Genomic DNA, 19,406 nt, shown 5'->3' with positions numbered 1-19,406 from the left:
GACTTGGGGGAGTCCAGAGGAAGTGCTTGTCGTGGCAATGCCAAAAATTAACCTCCGGCATCTACCCGCGTAAACTCCGCCGGTCGCATCATGGGCCGTGCGCGCCCCCGGGCGCCCCGCAAGCCCCCCACTGCCCATGCACACGACCGGAGTCCGGCATGCCCTTACCCCACCCTGCCCGCCAGGCCGCCCTCTCGGCAGGCGCCCTGCTGCTGTCCTCGATAACCGCCCTGGCCGCTCCCGGCGCCGCCCAGGCCGCCGCCCCCGCCTCGTCGCTGCTGGTCTTCCCCGACCAGGACCACACCGCCGTCTACGACTTCCTCGGCTCGGCCGCCAAGTCGGTGGACATGACGATGTACGAACTGAGCGACACCAAGGTCGTCAACACACTGGTGAGCAAGAAGAAGGCCGGTGTGAAGGTCCGCGTCATCCTCGACGCCAAGCGCACCGCGAAGAACAGCACGGCCTACAAGGCCCTCAAATCCGCGGGCGTGGGCGTGGTGTATTCCTCCTCCGAGTACGTCTTCACCCACCAGAAGACCATCACCGTGGACGGCGCCAAGTCCCTGATCCTGACGGGGAACCTGGACTCGACGTACTACGCGAGCAGCCGCGACTACGGTGTCTTCGACAACGACGCAGCCGACGTGACCGCCATAGAGCAGGTCTTCGCCGCGGACTACGCCAAGACCGCGGTCACCCCCTCCGACGGCGACCACCTCGTCTGGTCCCCCACGGACTCGGAGGACCACCTGCTGTCGCTGATCAACGGGGCGCAGCACACCCTGGACGTCCAGGAACTCGAGTTCGGCGACAGCAACCTGGTCGACGCGATCGTGGCGGCGGAGAACCGCGGCGTCACCGTCCGCGTGGTCGGCATGAAGCCCGACAGCTACGGCAGCTACTTCGACCAGGTCAAGGAGGCGGGCGGCAAGGTCGTCACGTTCTCCTCGACCGAGGGCCTCTACGTCCACGCCAAGGCGATCGTCGCCGACTACGGCACCGACACGGCCAAGGTCTTCGCGGGCTCGGAGAACTTCTCCGACAACTCGCTCAACAACAACCGCGAGCTCGGCCTGATCGTCAACAGCCCGGACGTCCTGAACGGCATCGAGACCACATTCAAGAAGGACTTCACGGACGGGACGCCGTACTGAGACGGGGCGCCCCGAAGGGGCGCGGGGAACTGCGCGACAAGCCACATCCGACCCGCACGTTCAGACGAGCGCCGAGACTACCCGGCGCGATTGTGCGGTAAAGCTGAACGCAAGGCCCCCCAACCACAGCCGGAGGCGATCCCGTGGACGTCCGCCCCATCCTCGTGACCGGCGTCGGCGGCGGCGTCGGAGGAATCGGCAGAACGGTCGTCGACGGCCTGCACGCCGCAGGCGTGCCGGTCCGGGCCCTGCTGCACCACGACGACGAACGGGCCTCGCCCCTGCGGGCGATGGAGGGCGTCGACGTGACCGTCGGCGACCTCACCCGCGGCGCGGACGTCGTGAACGCGCTGGAGGGCTGCCGCCGCGCCTACTTCGGGATGAGCGTGTCGCCCGCGTACCTGGAGGCGACGACGACGGTCGCCGCGGCCGTCCGCCAGGGCGGCCGGCTCGAACTGCTGGTGAACATCTCGCAGATGACGGTCTCGCAGATGGACCTCACCAGCGCAGCCGAGTCCCGCCAGCAGCGCCAGCACTGGCTCGCCGAGCAGGTCCTCGACTGGTCGGGCGTCCCGGTCGTCCACGTCCGGCCCACGGTCTTCATGGAGAACCCGCTCTTCGCCCGGGTCGCCGTCGCCTCGATCCTGAGGGACGGCACGATCCGCCTCCCGTTCGGCACGGCCCGCACCTCCCCGGTCTCCGCCCGTGACGTGGCGGAGGTCGTCACCCGCCTCCTGCTCGACCCGGCCCCGCCCACGGGCCGGGTCCACGAGCTGACCGGGGCGGCCTCCCGCGACATGACGGCCGTCGCGGCCGAGCTCTCGGCGGCCCTGGGCCGTCCCGTGACCTACGTGGACGTGCCGTACGAGGAGTGGCTGGAGCACGACCTCAAGCCGCTCGACCTGCCGCCGCACGTGTTCGACCACATCTCCACGATGGCCCGGCTGCACGCCGTGAACCGCTACGACCGCGTCACGAACGACGTCGCCGACCTGCTGGGCCGGCCCCCGCGGGGATTCGACAGCTTCGTGAGGGAGACACCGGCGCTGCGGCTGCCGCCGGGCCCCGCCTCATGACCACACCTTTGCATACGCTTTAATTGCGATTGGTTCGCAATTACAGTTGATCTTGAGCAGGGGTGTGGCATGACGGCCCGGTCCATACGGGGAGTGGCCGCCGCGGCCACGGCAGCTGTGCTGGTGGCAGGCGCAACGGCCTGTTCCGGCTCCATCACCATCGGGAACGACACGGCCGGGGAATCCCTCGTCGTCGGCCTCGCCAACGAGCCCGAGACCCTCAGCCCCCTCCTCGGCTACGGCAAGGACGGCAACTCCAAGATCTTCGACGGTCTGCTGCGCCGCGACGCGGCCATGAAGCTCCAGCCGGCGCTCGCCGCGGAGCTGCCGGCGGTCACCGACGACGGCCGCACCTACACCTACCGGCTCCGCAAGGGCGTCACCTTCAGCGACGGCAAGCCGTTCTCCGCCGGGGACGTGGTCTTCACCTACCGGACCATCCTCGACGAGAAGACCAACAACGCCGCCAAGGGCGAGCTCGACGCCATCGACCAGGTCACCGCCGACGGCGACGACACCGTCGTCTTCCGCCTCAAGTACCCCTACGCGCCCTTCGCCGAGCGCACCGTCCTCCCGATCGTCCCCGAGCACGCGGCCAAGGGACAGGACGTCAACACCGGCTCCTTCAACACCGCCCCGATCGGCACCGGCCCGTACGTCCTCACCGGCTGGAGCAAGGGCGAGAAGCTCACCTTCAAGGCCAACCCCGACTACTGGGGCGGCAAGCCGAACGTCGAGAAGCTCACCATGGCGATCATCAAGGACGACGACGTCCGCGCCACCCGGCTGCGCTCCGGCGACCTCGACGGCGCCATCCTGCCGCCCAACCTCGCCAAGGGCTTCAAGGGCGACTCCTCCAAGGTCACCCTCACCGCCCGGACCACCGACTTCCGCGGCGTGACCCTGCCGACGGCCGGCAAGGTCACCGGCGACCCCGCCGTGCGCCGGGCCCTCGATCTCGCCGTCGACCGCAAGGCCATGGTCGACAAGCTGCTCGACGGCGCGGGCCGGGCCGGCTTCGGGCCCGTCCCCACCGACAGCGAGTGGTTCGCCAGGGGCACCGAGCGTCCCCACGACCTCGACAAGGCGAAGCAACTGCTGGACGAGGCGGGCTGGAAGCCCGGCGACGACGGCATCCGCAGCAAGGACGGACAGAGCGCGAAGTTCACCCTCTGGTCCCCCGCGGGCGACAAGCTCCGGCAGGAGCACGCCCTCGCCTTCGCCTCCGACGCCAAGAAGGCCGGTATCAAGGTCGAGGTGCAGAGCGGCACTTGGGAGGTCATCGAGCCGCGTATGAAGGACGACGCGGTCCTCGCGGGCGGCGGCAACCCCGCCGACCCGGACTTCGACCTCTACAACCTGCTGCACTCCTCCCTCGCCCTCGACGGCTTCAACAACATGGCCGCCTACCGCAACCCCGACGTCGACAAGGCCCTCGAAGAGGGCCGGCGCAGCGGTGACAAGGACGCCCGCAAGGCCGCCTACGACAAGGTCCAGCGCGGTCTCGCCGACGACCCCGGCTACACCTTCCTCACGCACGTCGACCACCTCTACGTGATGAAGGACGGCTGGAAGGACCTCACCACGCAGGTCGAGCCGCACGACCACGGCCTCGGTGCCGGGCCCTGGTGGAACGTCGAGGCCTGGCAGCCGAAGAAGTGACCGCCCGCACCACCGTCCCCTGGGGGCCGATGGCCCGCATGACAGGACGGCGGCTGCTGGCCGCCGTCCCCGTGCTCGCCGTCGTGACCTTCGGCGTCTTCGCCGTCGCCGCCGCCTCCCCCTTCGACCCGGCCAGGGCGTACGCCGGGGCATCCGGGCTCAGTGCCGGACAGGAGGTCCTGGCGCAGCTGCGCGAGAACCTCGGCGCCGACCGGCCGTTCGCCGCCCGCTGGTGGGACTGGCTCACCGCCGCCCTCGGCGGCGACCTCGGCCAATCCGCCTCCTTGCGGCAGCCGGTGGCCCAGGCCATCGGTGAACGCATCGGCTGGTCCGTCCTGTTGTGCGGCGTTGCGTTCGCCCTGGCCGTGGTGCTGGGCACCGCGCTCGGCGTGCTCGCCGGACGGCGGCGCGGCAGCCGGTTCGACCGGGTCGTCACCTCGCTCTCGTACGTTCTCGAAGCCGCCCCGCCCTTCTGGCTGGGACTGCTGGCGATCTGGTTCTTCGCCCTCCGGCTGGGCGCGCTCCCGGCCGGAGGCCTCACCGACACCGGGAGCGACACCACCACGGCCGGGCAGGTCGCCTCGCACCTGGTGCTCCCGGCCGCCGTCCTCGCCGTCACCCAGCTCCCGTGGTTCATGCTCTACGTGCGCCAGGGCGTCGGCGACGCGCTGGAGGAGGACCCCGTCCGCGGCGCCCGCGCCCGCGGCCTGCACGAGCGCACCGTCCTCCTCGGCCACGCCCTGCGCTCCGGACTGCTGCCCGTCCTCACCCTCATCGGCTCCCGGGTGCCCGAACTGATCACCGGGGCGCTGCTGGTGGAGACCGTCTTCAGCTGGCCCGGCATCGCCTCCGCCACCGTGGGGGCCGCCACGAGCGTCGACTTCCCGCTGCTGGCCGCCCTCACCGTGCTCGCCACGGCGGCCGTCCTCGCCGGCAACCTGCTGTCCGACCTGCTGTACGGACTGGCCGACCCGAGGGTGGGGTTCGATGGCTGAGACCACCTGGCACACCACCCGGCACACCGGCCGCGCGACGCGCGTCCGCGTCTCCGCCGTCCTCCTCGCGGCCGTCGTGGCGGCGGCACTGCTGTTCCCCCTGGCTGTTCCCCTGGACGAACAGGCCGTGGACCTCGGCGCCAAGCTGCTGCCCCCGTCCTGGTCCCACCTCTTCGGCACCGACGAGGTCGGCCGCGACCTGCTGGTGCGCTGCGTCTACGGGCTGCGGGTCTCCCTGCTCGTCGGCGTCGTCGCCGCCCTCACCGCCACGGTCGTCGGCACCGCGGTCGGCGCGCTGGCCGGTGCTCTGGGCGGCTGGACGGACCGCGTGGTGATGCGGGTCGTGGACCTCTTCTCCTCGGTGCCGCACCTGCTGCTCGGCGTCTTCGTCGTGGCCATGTTCCGCCCCGGCGTCTGGCCGGTGATCGCGTCCGTCGCCCTCACCCACTGGCTGTCCACCGCGCGGATCGTGCGCGCCGAAGTGCTCTCGCTGCGCTCCCGCCCGTACATCGACGCGGCCGTCTCGGGCGGTGCGTCCCGCCGTCGCGTCCTGGCCCGGCACCTGCTGCCGGGCGTGCTGCCGCAGGCGGGACTGGCGGCGGTTCTGATGGTCCCGCACGCCGTCTGGCACGAGTCCGCGCTGTCCTTCCTCGGACTCGGCCTGCCCGCGCACCGGGCCAGCCTCGGCACGATGGTCCAGAGCGCACGCGGCTCCCTGCTCGCGGGCGACTGGTGGCCCACGCTCTTCCCGGGCCTGTTCATCATCGTCCCGACCCTGGCGATCGCCGCCCTGGCCGGCGCCTGGCGGGAACGTCTGAACCCGCGACGGCGATCGGAGCCGACGCTGTGACCTCGCATCCGACCGACGGGCCCGCCCTGTCCGTCCGCGGCCTGTCCGTCCGCTTCCGCATGCGCGGCGGCCGGCACGTCGCCGCCGTCACCGACGCGTCCTTCGACCTCCGGCCGGGGGAGTGCCTGGTGCTGGTGGGGGAGAGCGGGTGCGGCAAGTCCGTTCTCGCCTCGGCCCTGTTGGGACTGCTCCCCGGCAACGCCGAGACCGCCGGTCGGGCGCTCCTCGGCGGCCTCGACCTGCTCGCCGCCGACGAGCGCACGCTCGCCCGCACGGTACGGGGCCGCCGCATCGGACTCGTACCGCAGAGCCCGTCCGCGCACCTCACCCCCGTCCGCACCGTCCGCGCGCAGTTGGAGGAGACCGTGCGGGAGCTGACCGGCACCCGAAGGTCCGAACTGCGGGCCGCGGCCGAGGCCGCCGCCGAGCGGGCGGCCTTCCCCGCCGGCCATCTCGACCGCTACCCGCACCAGCTCTCGGGCGGTCTCGCCCAGCGCGCCGCCACCGCCCTCGCCCTCGTCGGCGACGCGCCGCTGCTGCTCGCCGACGAGCCGACCACCGGGCTCGACCGCGACCTCGTCGACCGCACGGTGGACGAGCTGCGCCGCCACGCGGACGCGGACGGCCGCGCCCTGCTGATGATCACGCACGACCTCGCGGCGGCCGAGCGCATCGCGGACCGCGTCGCCGTGATGTATGCGGGCCGCATCGTCGAACTCGCCGACGCCGCGACCTTCTTCGGCGCCCCGGGCCCTCGTCATCCGTACGCCCGCGGCCTGTTGGACGCCCTGCCCGAGCGCGCGTTCACGCCCATCCCGGGCATGCCCCCGGAACTCGGCGACCTGCCCGCCGGCTGCGCCTTCGCCGCCCGCTGCGCGGACGCGACGGCTGCTTGCGAGGCGGTCCCGGCGCTCACGGACGGCGTGGCCTGTCACCATCCCCGGCAGCGGGAGGCCGCCGATGCTTGAACTGTCCCGGATCACCGCCGGATACGACCGGCGCGCACCGGTCGTGCGCGACGTGTCCCTGACGGTGGGCGACGGTGAAGCCGTCGGCCTGCTCGGCCCCAGCGGCTGCGGCAAGTCCACGCTCGCCCGCGTGGCCGCACTGCTGCACCGCCCGGACGCGGGCACGGTCGTCATCGACGGCACGCCCGCCCGCGGCTGGCGCCACCGCGCTCCGCGCGAACAGCGCACCGCATTCGGCGTCGTCTTCCAGCAGCCCCGCCTGTCCGCAGACCCGCGGCTGCGCCTGGCCGACCTCGTCGCCGAACCGCTGCGCGCGACGGGCCGCACAGCCGACCTGGAGCAACTGACCCAAAGGGTCGGCCTCTCGGCGGACCTGCTGACCCGCCGCCCGCACGAGGTCAGCGACGGCCAGCTCCAACGGGCCTGCCTGGCGAGGGCCTTGGTGCTGCGGCCGCGCTGGCTGATCTGCGACGAGATGACGGCGATGCTGGACGCGTCGACGACGGCGGCGCTGGTGGGGGTGGTGGAACAGTACCGGGAGGAGACGGGGGCGGGTCTGTTGTCGGTGAGTCATGACCGGACGCTGCTCGGCCGCTGGTGCGACCGGACGGTAACTCTCGGCCCGTCCGCGCCCCGAAGGGGCGCGGGGAACTGCGCGATCAGCCACGACGCCACCCGCAGATGACCTACCGGGCTTCCAGCGGGGGTGCTTACCCCCGCGCCCCCGCACCGGCCGCCTCACGCGCCGCGCGGGCGCCCCGCGCCGCAATCCGGGAGGGCGCCGGCGAAGCCGCCCGGCGCCGTATGGTCGCCACGGCAACCCCCGCCAGCACCAGCACCCCACCCGCAATGGCCCCGCCCCCCGGAGCATTGCCGAAGGCCACCGCGTCCAGCCCCAGTGCAGCCACCGGTACCGCGTACAGCACCAGTGCCGCGGTGGACGCGGTCGTGGCCCGCAGGGTCCGCGACCAGGTCCAGAACGCCATCGCCGTGCACCCGAGTCCCAGCCACACCACGGCCGCCGTGCGCTGCCCCTCCGCAGCCGCGACCTGCCCGACCGCGCCCGGCGCGAGCGGCAGGAGCGGCAGCAGCCCGAAGAGGCTGCCGTAGAAGACGCATTCGGCACCGGAGTACTTCTTCAGCAGCGGCTTCTGCAGCGCGAACGACGTCGCCTGCGTCGCGGCAGCGGCGAGCACCATGAGCGCCCCCATGAGCGAACCGTTCCCGCTGCCCGACGTGAACGCGACCAGCAGCGCACCGCTCAGTGCGACGCCCAGCCCCATGAGCCCGCGGACACCGGGGCGGTCGCCGAGGAAGGCCATGCCCAGGATGGTGGTGAAGACCGGCGACGCGGCGATCAGCATGGCCGCGGTACCCGCCTCCACGCTCTTCTCGCCGAAGCACAGCAGGACTTGGTAGGCCGTCATGCCGGTGAGGCCGAACGCCGCCATCCGCAGCGCATCGCCGCGCTGCAGGCGGCCGATCTTCCCGAGGGCCAGGAACGGCAGCAGCAGGAACACCGTGATGGTGATCCGCAGCAGGGCGACCGCGGCCGGCGAGTAGTCCGGCAGGGCCATGCGGATCGCGGGGAAGGCGGATCCCCACAGCACGGCCGTTGCGGCCATCGGTATCCAGGGAGTCGTCGTTCGCTGTGCCGCCGTCATCGAGAACACCACCAGGAAAAGGAACGCGCGGTTCCGCCAGTTCGGGTGTTCGCCAAATTAACAACGCCGGATCTATAAGGCAAATAATGAATTCTATAGCGATCTCAAAGAAGCGCTTTTAGAGTCGCCGGACCAGCGGGAACGGCAGCGTCTCCCGGATCGACAGGCCCGTCAGGAACATCACCAGCCGGTCCACCCCGATGCCCAGCCCGCCCGTCGGCGGCATCGCGTATTCGAGGGCGCGCAGAAAGTCCTCGTCCAGCTCCATCGCCTCGGGGTCGCCGCCCGCCGCCAGCAGCGACTGGGCGGTCAGCCGCCGGCGCTGCTCGACGGGGTCGACCAGCTCGGAGTAGGCGGTGCCGAGCTCCGTGCCGAAGGCCACCAGGTCCCAGCGCTCGGCGACCCGCGGGTCCTGCCGGTGCGGGCGCGTGAGCGGTGAGACGTCGGTGGGGAAGTCCTTGTAGAAGACCGGCAGCGTGGTGCGCTCCTCCACCAGCCGCTCGTACAGCTCCAGCACGATGGCCCCGTGTCCGTGCTCGTGCCGGTGCGGCACCCCCGTCAGGTCGCAGTGCCGGCGCAGCACCTCCACAGGGGTGTCCGGACCGACCTCCTCCCCGAGCGCCTCGGACAGCGAACCGTAGACCGTCCGCACCGGCCACCGCCCCGAGATGTCGTGCTCGACCGGCTTCCCCGTCCCCTCCTCCGCCCGCAGCGCGACGGGCGCGCCGTTGGCGGCGACGGCCGCGGCCTGGATCAGCTCGCGCGTGAGGTCGAGCATCACGTCGTAGTCGGCGAAGGCCTGGTACGCCTCCAGCATCGTGAACTCGGGGTTGTGCTTGTACGAGACCCCCTCGTTGCGGAAGGTCCGGCCGAGTTCGAAGACCTTCTCCAGTCCGCCCACGCACAGCCGCTTCAGATACAGCTCGGGCGCGATCCGCAGGTAGAGGTCGAGGTCGTACGCATTGATGTGGGTGGTGAAGGGACGCGCGTTGGCGCCGCCGTGCACCTGTTGCAGCATCGGGGTCTCGACCTCCAGGAAGCCCCGGTCGAGGAGCCCCTGGCGCAGCGCCCGCACGGCCGCGCTGCGGGCCCGTACGGTGGTGCGCGCCTCCGGCGAGACGGCCAGGTCCACGTAGCGCATGCGCACCCGGGTCTCCGGGTCGCTGAGACCGTGGCGCTTGTCGGGCAGCGGGCGCAGGCACTTGGCGAGCATCCTGAAACGGCTGACGAAGACGGTGAGTTCGCCCCGGTCCGTGGTGCCGATCTCGCCTTCGGCCTCGATGTGGTCGCCCAGGTCGACGTGCGCGGCGAACCGGCGCAGGCACTCCGTGCCCGAGCCGTCGCGGGTGAGGGTCAGCTGCAGATCGCCGGACCAGTCGCGCAGGACGGCGAAGGCGATCCCGCCGTGGTTGCGGGCCAGCATCACGCGCCCGGCGACCGTGGCCCGTTCGCCCGTGCGCGACGAGGCGGGCAGCCCGTCGTGCGCTGCACGGATCTCGCCGAGCGTGTGCGTGCGGCGGGCGTCGACGGGGTACGGGTCGACGCCCGCCGCCCGCAGCCGCTCCAGCTTCCGCCGCCGCACCCGGACCTGTTCGGGCAGGCCGGCGAGCTCGTCCACTGCGGCCGGGCCGGCCTCCGCGCCTTCGGCCAGGCCGAGTTCGGAGAGCGGGGGCAGGCCCTGCGTCGACGGCGGCAGGGCGGCGCCCTTCGGGCGGCCGCGGCCCCACATCTTGCCCAGGCTCGGCACGGCCACGAAACCCTCGGCGATGCCCGAGGCCATACCGATCCGGGCGAGGGCCCCCGCATCCGCGTAGCACAGGAAGCGGGGGTGCCACTCGGGGTTGTACTTGACGTTCGAGCGGTAGAGCGCCTCCAGCTGCCACCACTTGGAGAAGAACAGCAGCAGTCTGCGCCACAGCCGCAGCACCGGACCCGCCCCGATCCGTGCCCCCTCCTCGAAGGCCGAGCGGAAGACGGCGAAGTTCAGCGAGATGTTCTTGATGCCGAACTGGCCCGCCTGCGCACACAGTTGCGCCACCATGAACTCCATGACGCCGTTGGGGGCGGTGCGGTCGCGGCGCATCACGTCCAGCGAGACCCCGTCGGGACCCCAGGGGACGAAGGACAGCAGCGCGATCATCGTGCCGTCCTCGTCGAAGGCCTCGACCAGCAGGCAGTCCCCGTCGGCCGGGTCGCCCAGCCGCCCCAGCGCCATCGAGAAGCCGCGCTCGGTCTCGGTGTCCCTCCAGGCGTCCGCGCGCCGGATGACCTCGCCCATCTCCTCGTCGCCCAGCGCGGAGTGGCGCCGGACACGGGTGGTCGCGCCGGTGCGCGCGACCCGGTTCACGGCCTGCCGCGTCACCCGCATCTCCCGGCCCTCAAGGTCGAAGGTCGCGACCCGCAGGATGGCCTCGTCGCCCAGCTGCAGCGCGCCGAGCCCCGAGCGTGCATAGGCCCGGGCGCCCTCCTCGCTGGCGCCCATCACGGCGGGCTGCCAGCCGTAGCGGCCGGCGACCTCGAGCCAGGCGTCGACGGCCGGGGTCCACGCCTCGGGGTCGCCCAACGGGTCGCCCGAGGCCAGGCACACACCGGCCTCGACCCGGTAGGTGACGGCGGCCTTGCCGCTGGGGGAGAAGACGACGGCCTTGTCGCGGCGCGTCGCGAAGTAGCCGAGGGAGTCGCGGCCGCCGTACCGGCGCAGCAGGGCACGGATGCGCGGCTCCTCGTCGTTGTGCAGGGCCGCCTCCAGGCGCTGCGAACGGAACAGCGCCATGGCCCCGTTGAGCAGCGCCAGCGCACCGAACAGGCCGAGGAGGAAATACAGCCAGTGCGGCGGATGCCCGGTGAAGTGCCGGTTGCTCACCAGGCCGCCGCACACCTTGTTGACGACGAAGAGCAGCCGGTTGCCGCCGCCGCGCTCCAGCGAGCCGGGGAACAGCGACACCAGCCCCCAGCCCACCAGGATCGCCAGGGTCAGCCCGGCGACCAGCACCAGCAGGGCACGCAGGAACGCGCCGCGCCGCACCTCGGCGTAGAACTCCCGCCGGGCCAGGAGCAGCAGGGCGATCGCGGCGCAGGACAGCACCAGTGAGGGAATCGTGTCCAAGTACCCCACGGCCAGCAGCAGTGCGTCCGCGAGCACCAGCAGCGTGAGGTAGCCGACGACGAACCACAGCGTGACCCGCTTGCGCGCCGCCATCGCGGTCGCGAGGAGCAGCAGGAAGACCGCATAGGCCAGGTTGGGGGCCGTGGGCACGGTCAGTGTGTCGAGCGCGTCGGTCAGCGGGTGCGCCGCGCGGCGCAGCGGCGGGATCAGCGAGGTGACCGCACAGAAGACGCCCAGCAGACCGAAGAAGATCGCAAAGCCGTTCGGCACCCGGTGCAGGAAGCGGTGCCAGGCGGATTTCCGCTCGCTCTCGGCCGGTATCTCCTGCACCGGACCCTGCACCGTGGCGGGCGGCCTGCCGTCCCGGGCTGTGCGGCTCATTCCGCCAGCCTAGGCACGCCACGAGCCGCACGCCTGTCGAACGTCGGAACGGACATTCGCCCTCATGCCGCCCACAGGGAACTTTGACGGACCTGACCGGCTGAACCGGTGAATCCATACCCGAATGGAGTATGCCCGGCGCTTCGGTGACGGCATCCCGATGGGCCAGACTGGCGGACATCCGCCGTATCACACGCAAACGTGCTGCACGGGCGGATGTCCGCTGCTCCTCCTGGGAGGTACACCATGGCTGTATCGATCTCCGTGGTCCTGTTGCTGCTGATCCTGGCCGTGGTCTTCATGCGCAACGGGGGCCTGCGGTTCTCTCATGCCATGGTCTGTGTCCTGCTGGGCTTCCTGCTGGCCAACACCAGCGTCGCGCCGAGCATCCACAACGGGATCTCCTCCACCGCCCACATCGTGGGCGGCGTACGGCCCTGACCGGTCCGGTCAGCGGCCGATCTCGACGTCCTCCAGGATGCCCAGTGCGTCCGGCACCAGGACCGCCGCCGAATAGTAGGCGCTCACCAGGTAGGACGAGACCGCCTGCTCGTTGATGCCCATGAACCGCACGTTCAGGCTGGGCTGGTACTCGTCGGGAATGCCCGTCTGGTGCAGGCCGATGACGCCCTGGTCGTCCTCGCCCGTACGCATGGCGATGATCGAGCTGGTGCCCTGCTCGCTGATCGGGATCTTGTTGCAGGGCAGCAGCGGAACCCCGCGCCACGAGCGCACCGCCGAACCGAGGACCTCGATGTTCTTGGGGTAGAGACCCCGGCTGTTGCACTCACGGCCGAAGGCGGCGATGGTGCGCGGGTGCGCCAGGAAGTACTGCGTCTTGCGGCGCCGGGAGAGCAGCTCGTCCATGTCGTCGGGGGTGGGTGGGCCGCTGCGGGTGTGGATGCGCTGTCCGAGGTCGGCGTTGTGGAGGAGGCCGAACTCGCGGTTGTTGACCATTTCGTGTTCCTGGCGTTCGCGCAGGGCCTCGATGGTGAGTCGCAGCTGTTGTTCCAGCTGGTTCATGGGCTCGTTGTAGAGGTCGGCGACGCGGGTGTGGACCCGCAGCACCGTCTGCGCCACGCTCAGTTCGTACTCGCGCGGCCCCGGCTCGTAGTCGACGAAGGTGCCGGGGATGACCGGCTCGCCCGAGTGGCCCGAGGTCACGGCGATGTCGGCCTCGCCGCGCTTGTTCGCCGCGGGCGCGGGGCGTGAGGCGAAGCCTGCGATGTGCGCGCGCAACGCCTCGGAGCGGTCGGCGACTTCCTGGAAGGCCTGCAGGGGAAGCGCCAGGACCGTGCAGCGCGTGGTGGCCCGGACGGTGAACCCCCAGGTGCCATCCGGCTCCAAGGGGACGCTCTCGCCGAAGAAGTCGCCTGCGCTCAGGGAGCCGAGAGCGGTCTCGTCCCCGTATTTTCCGGTGCCGGTCTTGGCGAGCTTGCCGTGGGCGATCAGGAACACCCGGTCGGCCGGCTGCCCTTCCTCGGCGAGCGCATCGCCCGGCGCGTACTCGCGCTGGACGCATGCGGCGGCCAGGGCCTCCAGCACGCCGTTGTCCTCGAAGCCGCGCAGCAGGGGGAGCTCGCCCAACTCGGCGGGGATGACGCGGATTTCGGATCCGGTGGTGATGAATTCGACGATGCCGTTGCCGACGGTGTAGGTGAGGCGCCGGTTGACGCGGTAGGTACCGGCCGAGACCTGCACCCAGGGCAGCACGCGGAGCAGCCACCGGGAGGAGATCCCCTGCATCTGGGGGACGGACTTGGTGGTCGTCGCGAGCTGGCGTGCCGCTGTCGTGCCCAGGCTCAGCTGCGGCCGGTCCGCCGCCTGCTCGGTGGGCTCGGGCTCCACTGACGTGGTCATGAGTGGTGATCACCTAACTGTGCGATGCGTGGGATGACGTGACGTGACGTGACGTGACGTACAGGGCGTACAGGCAGTGCAGGGTGGCGCTGTGTGCGGTCTGCGTCCGGGCTCAGTGCCCGATTTCCACGTTCTCGAGAATTCCGAGGGCGTCGGGGACCAGGACGGCGGCGGAATAGTAGGCGCTCACCAGATAGGACATGATGGCCTGTTCGCTGATTCCCATGAATCGCACGGAGAGGCTCGGCCGGTATTCGTCGGGAATTCCCGTCCGGTGCAGGCCGATCACGCCCTGGGACTGCTCTCCGGTCCGCATCAGCAGAATGGAGCTGACGCCTTCCTCGGTGACCGGGATCTTGTTGCACGGGAAAATGGGAACCCCTCGCCACGCGGGCACCGCGTGCCCGTTGACGTCGACGCTGTCCGGATAGACACCGGCCCGGTTGAACTCGCGGGCCATGGCCGCGATCGTGCGCGGGTGGGCCAGCAGGAACGCGGGGTCCTTCCAGACCGTCGCCAGCAGGTCGTCGAGGTCGTCGGGGGTGGGTGGGCCGCTGCGGGTGTGGATGCGTTGTCCGAGGTCGGCGTTGTGGAGGAGGCCGAACTCGCGGTTGTTGACCATTTCGTGTTCCTGGCGTTCGCGCAGGGCCTCGATGGTGAGCCGGAGTTGCTGTTCCAGCTGGTTCATGGGCTCGTTGTAGAGGTCGGCGACGCGGGTGTGGACCCGCAGCACCGTCTGCGCCACGCTCAGCCCGTACTCGCGGGGAGCGCGCTCGTAGTCCGCGAAGACCCCGGGCAGCGCCGGCTCGCCGACATGGCCGGACGCGACGTCGATGGCCGACTCGCCGTGCTCGTTCCGCGGGCGCGAGGCGGCTTCGCGGAACGCTTCGATGTGGGCGCGCAGTTCGGGCGAACGCTCCGTCAGCTCGCGGAACTCCTGGAGCGGCAGGGTCAGAACGGTGCAGGCCGTGACGGCCTTCACGGTGAAGTCCCAGGTGCCGGCCTCCGTGGCGGCGAGCGCCTGGTCGCCGAAGTAGTCGCCGTCGGCGAGCACGCCGAGCGCGGCCGGATCCCCGTACCGGCCCTCGCGTGCCTTGCTGAGCTTGCCGTGCGCCACCAGCACCACCTGGTCGGCCGGCTGCCCGGACTCGACCAGCACCTCGCCGGGCCGGAACTCCCGCTGTACGAACCGGCCCGCCAGCTCCTCCAGCACGCCGGCCTCGGAGAAGCCGCGCAGCAGCGGCAGTTCACCCAGCTCCGCCGGGATGACGCTCACGTCGGCTCCGGTGGAGACGAACTCCACCCGCCCGTCGCCCAGTGTGTGCGTCAGCCGTCGGTTGACCCGGTACGTGCCGCCGGAGACCTGCGCCCAGGGCAGCAGCCGCAGCAGCCACCGCGAGGTGATCCCCTGCATCTGCGGCACGGACTTGGTCGTGGTCGCCAGATTCCGGGCCGCCTCGGTGCCGAGGCTCAGCCTGCCCGGGGGATTTCCGGCGTCGGGGCCGGACTCCACAGACGTCGTCATATTCGAATGCCCACCCATTCGTCGCGTTCATCGCGTTCGTCGCGGAATTGCGCATCACGGAGCCGCCGAGGAATTCGCGCTCGCCGCCCCTCCCGAAGTTAGCAGCGCACTTGTGTGGGTGCAGTCACTCAAAAGGATGGGATTGACGGAGGATGTCAAGGTCGTACAAAAATCCCGACGCCATTGGCCACCGGCCGCTCGGTGCCGCCCGACGGATGGTTGCGTACGGTGGCGTGCGCGCCGTGCGTGCGCGTCACGAGCGTGCTCGAGCCGCCCCCGTCCAGGTTGAAGGCGTCCGTGGCCCCCAGCTTCCGCATGGCGCGGGCCAGTTCGGCGACGGTCAGCCCGGAGCGGTAGTCGGCGGAGCCGTCCAGTGCCAGCAGGTACAGGCGCCGTCCCCGGTCCGCCAGGCCCGCGGCCGTGCGCACGGTGGAGGTCTCGTTGTCCAGGCCGGACAGGAGCCGGCCGCCGCGCAGGATCGGGAAGCCGCCCAGCGCGCACCGGAACGGCCCGTACCGGCGCGGCTGGAGCCACTCGTCGACGCGCACGCGCTCGCCGCGCGCCAGCTTCCGCAGCGCTCGCGCCCCGCCCTCGCGCCCCACCAGCACCACCGAGCCGGACGCGATCGCCCCGTGCCCCGGCCTTCGGGCCGCCGATGCCACCCGGCCGCCCTTCACGGTCAGTTCCCAGGTCTCGGAACTGCACGGGGCGCCACGGTCGGTGTCCGTGCCGCACGTCGCCCGCAGCCGTGAGGCCCGGCCCCAGGCGGGGGTGTAGACCCCGATGCCGTCCACCGGCAGGGCGTACTGGTTGAAGCCGCTCAGCGCGAGCGAGCCGTCGCCGGTCCGCACCGCGCCCCGCAGCCGGAGCCGGTCCATGCGGCCCACACGGTCCGTACCCACGCCGAAGACGTCCTCCGTGGTCACGCCGGACGGCATCGCGGGGCCGAAACGCTGGCCGTCCGGCACCGCGGCCTTGAGGTCGGCCCCGCCCGCGACGGCGGGACCCACCGGGGCACCCGTCGCCTCCACGCCGGGGTGCTGCGCCTCCGCGATGTTGAAGAAGTCCCCGTTGACCGCGCCCACCGCGCCCCGGCGGTCGGCCAGTTCGGAGATCCGTCCCCGCGCCCCGACCACGCCCGGGTACAGCAGGTCCACCGACACCCGCTGCTCGCGCAGGTCGGCCGTCAGCAGATGCCCGAACGCCGCCCCGTGCGAGCCCTTCAGCGAGAACTCCCGGTAGCTCACGCCCGGCCCGAGCGTGGTGCGGTCGCCGAGGCGCAGCCCGGCGCTCTCCTCCGTGCCGGCCCAGGCCGTACCGCCGCCGATCAGCGAGACCCAAGCCGTCAGTACCGTCAGTGCCGCGCGTACGCGGCGTCCACGTCTGCTCACTGTCTCCCCAGAGGTCCCGTCAACTCTGCCATGGCACAGGCGACTTCACCATGCCCCGAAAGAACGACAGGGAACGGGCCGTTGACGGCCTCGGCAACTCTCGGAACGGTCCCTGTCCCTCGGCCCCGCGGGCCCGGATACTCACTGACGTCGGTACGCGCAGCCCACGGATATCCGCCCGCCGGACAGGGAGACACCATGGCCCCTCGCACGCGCCGAGCAGCCCTCGTCGTCCTCGGAGCCGCCGTCGCGGGCTCGTTCGCGGCTCCCGCCTCCGCCGACGCCCGGCAGCAGGACCCCGCCGGGCGTGACAGGCCCCCGCTGCTCCACGCGCACGCGCACAACGACTACGAGCACCCGCACCCGCTCACCGGCGCGCTCTCGCACGGCTTCAACAGCGTCGAGGCGGACATCTGGCTGGTGGACGGCACGCTCCTCGTCGCGCACGACACCTCCGAGCTGGATCCCGCCCGCACGCTGGAAGCGCTCTACCTGGACCCACTGCTGCGCCGGGTGAGAGCCAACGGCGGCCGGGTCTACCGGGGTTACGACCTCACCCTGCAACTGCTCATCGACATCAAGACGCCCGGTGGTCCCACCTACCGGGAGCTGTCCCGGCACCTGCTCCGCTACCGGTCGATGCTCAGCTCCTGCACCGCCGGCCGGGTCCGCCGGGGCGCGGTGACCGCAGTCGTCTCCGGCGACCGCGGAGCGCGGGCCCCGATGGAGGCGGAACGCGTGCGTCACGCCTTCTACGACGCCAGGCTGAGCGACCTCGGCAGCGGCGTGCCCGCATCCTTCGCCCCGCTCGTCAGCGACAACTGGGGGCAGTTCTTCACCTGGCAGGGCACGGGCCCGATGCCCGAGCGGGAGCGTGCCGAACTCCGGCGGTTCGTCGCCGCGGCCCACGCGGCCCGGCAGCAGGTGAGGTTCTGGGCCACCCCCGACCGGCCGGGCCCGGCCCGCGACGCCCTCTGGCACGAACTGCTCGCCGCCGGCACCGACTATCTCAACACGGACGACCTGGCAGGCCTGGAGGCGTTCCTCCGCGCAGCGCACTGAGCAGTACCGCGACATCCGGTGCGCCCTCCTCGTCCGTCCCGGGCAGGATGAATCGTACTGTTAAAAGATCATTCTTCCGGGAGCGCCACGCAGGGTCCCGTTTCCACGGAATGTCATGCTCCGTGGCGGAACGTGTGGCAGTACCGTCACCGGACGGTGACGGGGCGCCGGGCAAGAGGACGCTGGACCCATGGCCACTCCTCCCGACCCTTCGTACGGTCCGCCGCACCACCGCCACCCGCCCCCGGGGCCGCCTCCCGGCGGCTTCGGTCCCGCCGGGTCGTCCTGGCAGCCGGACCCGCCGCCGGGCGGCGGGCGGCGCATCGCGCTGGTGGCCGCGGTCCTCGTGGCGCTTGCGGCGATCGGGGTGGGAGCGGTGTTCGCGCTGGCCGGCAAGGACGGCGGCAAGACCGGTACCGGGGATCAGCCCTCGGGCACGGGTCCGCAGTCCTCCTCCGCATCGGGTTCCGCGTCCCCGTCGTTCGTGCTGCCGTCGCAGTGGCCGAGCGGTCTTCCCACCTCGCTTCCGTCGGGCTTCCCGACGAGTCTGCCGACGGTCCTGCCGACCGATCTGCCGACCCAGCTGTTCGGGTCCTGAGGGCTGCGGTTCTCCGTCACGCCGTCACGCTGTCACTCCGCCGGTACGGCCTGGACGTCGAGTTCGACTCTGATGGTCGCGCCGATCATCGCGATGCCGCGGGAGAGCATGGAGCGCCAGTCGAGCGTGAAGTCCTCGCGGTGCAGCTCGGTCGAGGCCGAGCATGCGACCCGGGTCTCGCCCATGATGCCGGTTCCGATGCCGAGGTACCGGCTGTCGAGGGTGACGTTGCGGCTGACGCCGTGCAGGTTGAGGACGCCCTGCACGGACCACCTGGAGCCTCCGCGGTGCACGAAGCGCTCGCTGGTGAACTGCATGTACGGGTAGTTGACGACGTCCAGGAAGTCCCGGGAGCGCAGGTGCTCGTCGCGCTGGGCGACCCCGGTGTCGATGCTGGCGGTCTCGACGACGACGTCGAGCCGGGAGTTCTCGATGCGGTCGGCTATCCAGAGGGTTCCCTCGAAGCGGTTGAACCGGCCGTGCACCTCGGCCAGTCCGATGTGCCGGGAGACGAACCGTACGGCCGTGTGGTCCGGGTCGATGCGCCAGGCGCCCGGTGCGGGCGTGGCGGGCAGCGGGGCCGGTTCCATGGCCACCGGGTCGAGAACGGTGCGCACACCCTCCGTCGTGCGGACGGAGCGGCGCACGGGCTGGAACCCCTCGGCGGTCACCGCGATGCTGTAGTCGCCGGGTGCGACGGTTGCGGCGAACCTGCCGTGCGGGTCGGTCTGTCCGTGCACGACCTCCTGGCCGTTCGGGTCCCGGACCGCGACCTCGGCTCTGTGCATCGGCAGTTGCACCGGATCGAGGACGAGACAGTCGAGTGCCCCCGCGCCGGGCGGAATCGGGGCGGTCTCCTGGGAGGGGGAACTCCGGTGACGGCGCAGCAGGGCGAGAACCATCCCAAACGGCCTTTCTGTGACCAGAAGGTGTGCAGATCAACTATCTCCGCATTCTGTCACTAGCCGGGTGAATCTGCTTCATCGCCTCAGAAAGCGTACTCTTTGGTGATTCCAGCCTTTGATTCGGGTATCGGGTGTCGGACGTGGTGACAGGCCGTGGCGGGGGGCGGGGCGCGGCCGGGCCCCCACGTCAGCCCCCAACCGGATAG

General features: G+C 71.4%; 16 protein-coding genes. 10 read left to right on the top strand and 6 right to left on the bottom strand.

Annotation, left to right across the window (positions count from 1 at the left end; translation table 11 throughout):
• Positions 1-158: 158 nt before the first annotated feature.
• The 7 genes from ACWD4B_RS26250 to ACWD4B_RS26220 all read left to right on the top strand — a co-directional run bounded on the left by ACWD4B_RS26250 (position 159) and on the right by ACWD4B_RS26220 (position 7,393).
• Positions 159-1,157: a phospholipase D-like domain-containing protein gene (locus tag ACWD4B_RS26250; protein WP_451423067.1), complete on the top strand. Its 999-nt coding sequence runs from the start codon at positions 159-161 to the stop codon at positions 1,155-1,157.
• A gap of 143 nt (positions 1,158-1,300) precedes the next feature.
• The gene (locus ACWD4B_RS26245; protein ID WP_451423066.1) at positions 1,301-2,233 is read left to right on the top strand and encodes an NAD(P)H-binding protein; all 933 of its coding nucleotides are present in this window, start codon (positions 1,301-1,303) and stop codon (positions 2,231-2,233) included.
• 69 nt (positions 2,234-2,302) lie between these two features.
• Complete coding sequence (locus tag ACWD4B_RS26240; RefSeq protein ID WP_451423065.1) at positions 2,303-3,895, top strand: ABC transporter substrate-binding protein; 1,593 nt, start codon at positions 2,303-2,305, stop codon at positions 3,893-3,895.
• Between the two features lie 29 nt (positions 3,896-3,924).
• Positions 3,925-4,890, top strand: a complete 966-nt coding sequence (locus tag ACWD4B_RS26235) for an ABC transporter permease (RefSeq protein WP_451423083.1) — start codon at positions 3,925-3,927, stop codon at positions 4,888-4,890.
• Entirely contained in the window at positions 4,883-5,740 is an 858-nt protein-coding gene (locus ACWD4B_RS26230) for an ABC transporter permease (protein ID WP_451423064.1), read from the top strand. The genes ACWD4B_RS26235 and ACWD4B_RS26230 overlap by 8 nt, the downstream gene beginning before the upstream one ends.
• A gap of 59 nt (positions 5,741-5,799) precedes the next feature.
• On the top strand, positions 5,800-6,708 hold the full coding sequence (locus ACWD4B_RS26225) for an ABC transporter ATP-binding protein (RefSeq protein WP_451423082.1): 909 nt from the start codon (positions 5,800-5,802) through the stop codon (positions 6,706-6,708).
• On the top strand, positions 6,701-7,393 hold the full coding sequence (locus ACWD4B_RS26220) for an ABC transporter ATP-binding protein (RefSeq protein WP_451423063.1): 693 nt from the start codon (positions 6,701-6,703) through the stop codon (positions 7,391-7,393). The genes ACWD4B_RS26225 and ACWD4B_RS26220 overlap by 8 nt, the downstream gene beginning before the upstream one ends.
• Before the next feature lie 25 nt (positions 7,394-7,418).
• Here the strand turns inward: ACWD4B_RS26220 and ACWD4B_RS26215 are convergent, their stop codons facing one another.
• Positions 7,419-8,372: a DMT family transporter gene (locus ACWD4B_RS26215; RefSeq protein ID WP_451423062.1), complete on the bottom strand. Its 954-nt coding sequence runs from the start codon at positions 8,370-8,372 to the stop codon at positions 7,419-7,421.
• Between the two features lie 118 nt (positions 8,373-8,490).
• A complete protein-coding gene (lysX, locus tag ACWD4B_RS26210) occupies positions 8,491-11,859 on the bottom strand; it encodes a bifunctional lysylphosphatidylglycerol synthetase/lysine--tRNA ligase LysX (RefSeq protein ID WP_451423061.1) in 3,369 nt (1,122 codons plus the stop codon).
• Positions 11,860-12,105: 246 nt separating this feature from the next.
• On the opposite strand from lysX, the gene ACWD4B_RS26205 reads away from it, so the two are divergent.
• On the top strand, positions 12,106-12,300 hold the full coding sequence (locus ACWD4B_RS26205; RefSeq protein ID WP_336413741.1) for a hypothetical protein: 195 nt from the start codon (positions 12,106-12,108) through the stop codon (positions 12,298-12,300).
• A gap of 9 nt (positions 12,301-12,309) precedes the next feature.
• Here the strand turns inward: ACWD4B_RS26205 and ACWD4B_RS26200 are convergent, their stop codons facing one another.
• From ACWD4B_RS26200 to ACWD4B_RS26190, 3 genes are all read right to left on the bottom strand, one after another.
• On the bottom strand, positions 12,310-13,719 hold the full coding sequence (locus ACWD4B_RS26200) for a family 2B encapsulin nanocompartment shell protein (protein ID WP_451423060.1): 1,410 nt from the start codon (positions 13,717-13,719) through the stop codon (positions 12,310-12,312).
• 112 nt (positions 13,720-13,831) lie between these two features.
• Positions 13,832-15,244: a family 2B encapsulin nanocompartment shell protein gene (locus tag ACWD4B_RS26195; RefSeq protein ID WP_451423059.1), complete on the bottom strand. Its 1,413-nt coding sequence runs from the start codon at positions 15,242-15,244 to the stop codon at positions 13,832-13,834.
• Between the two features lie 155 nt (positions 15,245-15,399).
• Positions 15,400-16,635, bottom strand: coding sequence for a phosphodiester glycosidase family protein (locus ACWD4B_RS26190; RefSeq protein WP_451423058.1), 1,236 nt, complete (start codon positions 16,633-16,635; stop codon positions 15,400-15,402).
• 198 nt (positions 16,636-16,833) lie between these two features.
• Here ACWD4B_RS26190 and ACWD4B_RS26185 point away from each other — a divergent pair, with 198 nt between their 5' ends.
• A complete protein-coding gene (locus ACWD4B_RS26185) occupies positions 16,834-17,697 on the top strand; it encodes a phosphatidylinositol-specific phospholipase C/glycerophosphodiester phosphodiesterase family protein (RefSeq protein WP_451423057.1) in 864 nt (287 codons plus the stop codon).
• Positions 17,698-17,887: 190 nt separating this feature from the next.
• Positions 17,888-18,295 (top strand): hypothetical protein, encoded by a 408-nt coding sequence (locus ACWD4B_RS26180; RefSeq protein WP_451423056.1) that lies wholly within the window; start codon positions 17,888-17,890, stop codon positions 18,293-18,295.
• A 32-nt stretch (positions 18,296-18,327) separates the two neighbouring features.
• On the opposite strand, the gene ACWD4B_RS26175 is transcribed toward ACWD4B_RS26180, so the two are convergent.
• Positions 18,328-19,197 (bottom strand): YceI family protein, encoded by an 870-nt coding sequence (locus ACWD4B_RS26175; protein ID WP_451423055.1) that lies wholly within the window; start codon positions 19,195-19,197, stop codon positions 18,328-18,330.
• Between the last annotated feature and the right edge of the window lie 209 nt (positions 19,198-19,406).

The sequence above is a fragment of the Streptomyces sp. NPDC002536 genome (genome assembly GCF_053594995.1).
Note: the sequence above shows the minus strand (reverse complement) of the source record. Positions and strands in the feature narration are given on the sequence as shown.

What these genes read in the sequence shown, in the direction of transcription:
- ACWD4B_RS26250 (WP_451423067.1), top strand. Translation starts at nt 159, where the DNA reads ATGCCCTTACCCCACCCTGCCCGCCAGGCCGCCCTCTCGGCAGGCGCC.
- ACWD4B_RS26240 (WP_451423065.1), top strand. Translation starts at nt 2,303, where the DNA reads ATGACGGCCCGGTCCATACGGGGAGTGGCCGCCGCGGCCACGGCAGCT.
- ACWD4B_RS26235 (WP_451423083.1), top strand. Translation starts at nt 3,925, where the DNA reads ATGGCCCGCATGACAGGACGGCGGCTGCTGGCCGCCGTCCCCGTGCTC.
- ACWD4B_RS26230 (WP_451423064.1), top strand. Translation starts at nt 4,883, where the DNA reads ATGGCTGAGACCACCTGGCACACCACCCGGCACACCGGCCGCGCGACG.
- ACWD4B_RS26225 (WP_451423082.1), top strand. Translation starts at nt 5,800, where the DNA reads ATGCGCGGCGGCCGGCACGTCGCCGCCGTCACCGACGCGTCCTTCGAC.
- ACWD4B_RS26220 (WP_451423063.1), top strand. Translation starts at nt 6,701, where the DNA reads ATGCTTGAACTGTCCCGGATCACCGCCGGATACGACCGGCGCGCACCG.
- ACWD4B_RS26215 (WP_451423062.1), bottom strand. Translation starts at nt 8,372, where the DNA reads ATGACGGCGGCACAGCGAACGACGACTCCCTGGATACCGATGGCCGCA.
- lysX (WP_451423061.1), bottom strand. Translation starts at nt 11,859, where the DNA reads ATGAGCCGCACAGCCCGGGACGGCAGGCCGCCCGCCACGGTGCAGGGT.
- ACWD4B_RS26205 (WP_336413741.1), top strand. Translation starts at nt 12,106, where the DNA reads ATGGCTGTATCGATCTCCGTGGTCCTGTTGCTGCTGATCCTGGCCGTG.
- ACWD4B_RS26200 (WP_451423060.1), bottom strand. Translation starts at nt 13,719, where the DNA reads ATGACCACGTCAGTGGAGCCCGAGCCCACCGAGCAGGCGGCGGACCGG.
- ACWD4B_RS26195 (WP_451423059.1), bottom strand. Translation starts at nt 15,244, where the DNA reads ATGACGACGTCTGTGGAGTCCGGCCCCGACGCCGGAAATCCCCCGGGC.
- ACWD4B_RS26185 (WP_451423057.1), top strand. Translation starts at nt 16,834, where the DNA reads ATGGCCCCTCGCACGCGCCGAGCAGCCCTCGTCGTCCTCGGAGCCGCC.
- ACWD4B_RS26180 (WP_451423056.1), top strand. Translation starts at nt 17,888, where the DNA reads ATGGCCACTCCTCCCGACCCTTCGTACGGTCCGCCGCACCACCGCCAC.
- ACWD4B_RS26175 (WP_451423055.1), bottom strand. Translation starts at nt 19,197, where the DNA reads ATGGTTCTCGCCCTGCTGCGCCGTCACCGGAGTTCCCCCTCCCAGGAG.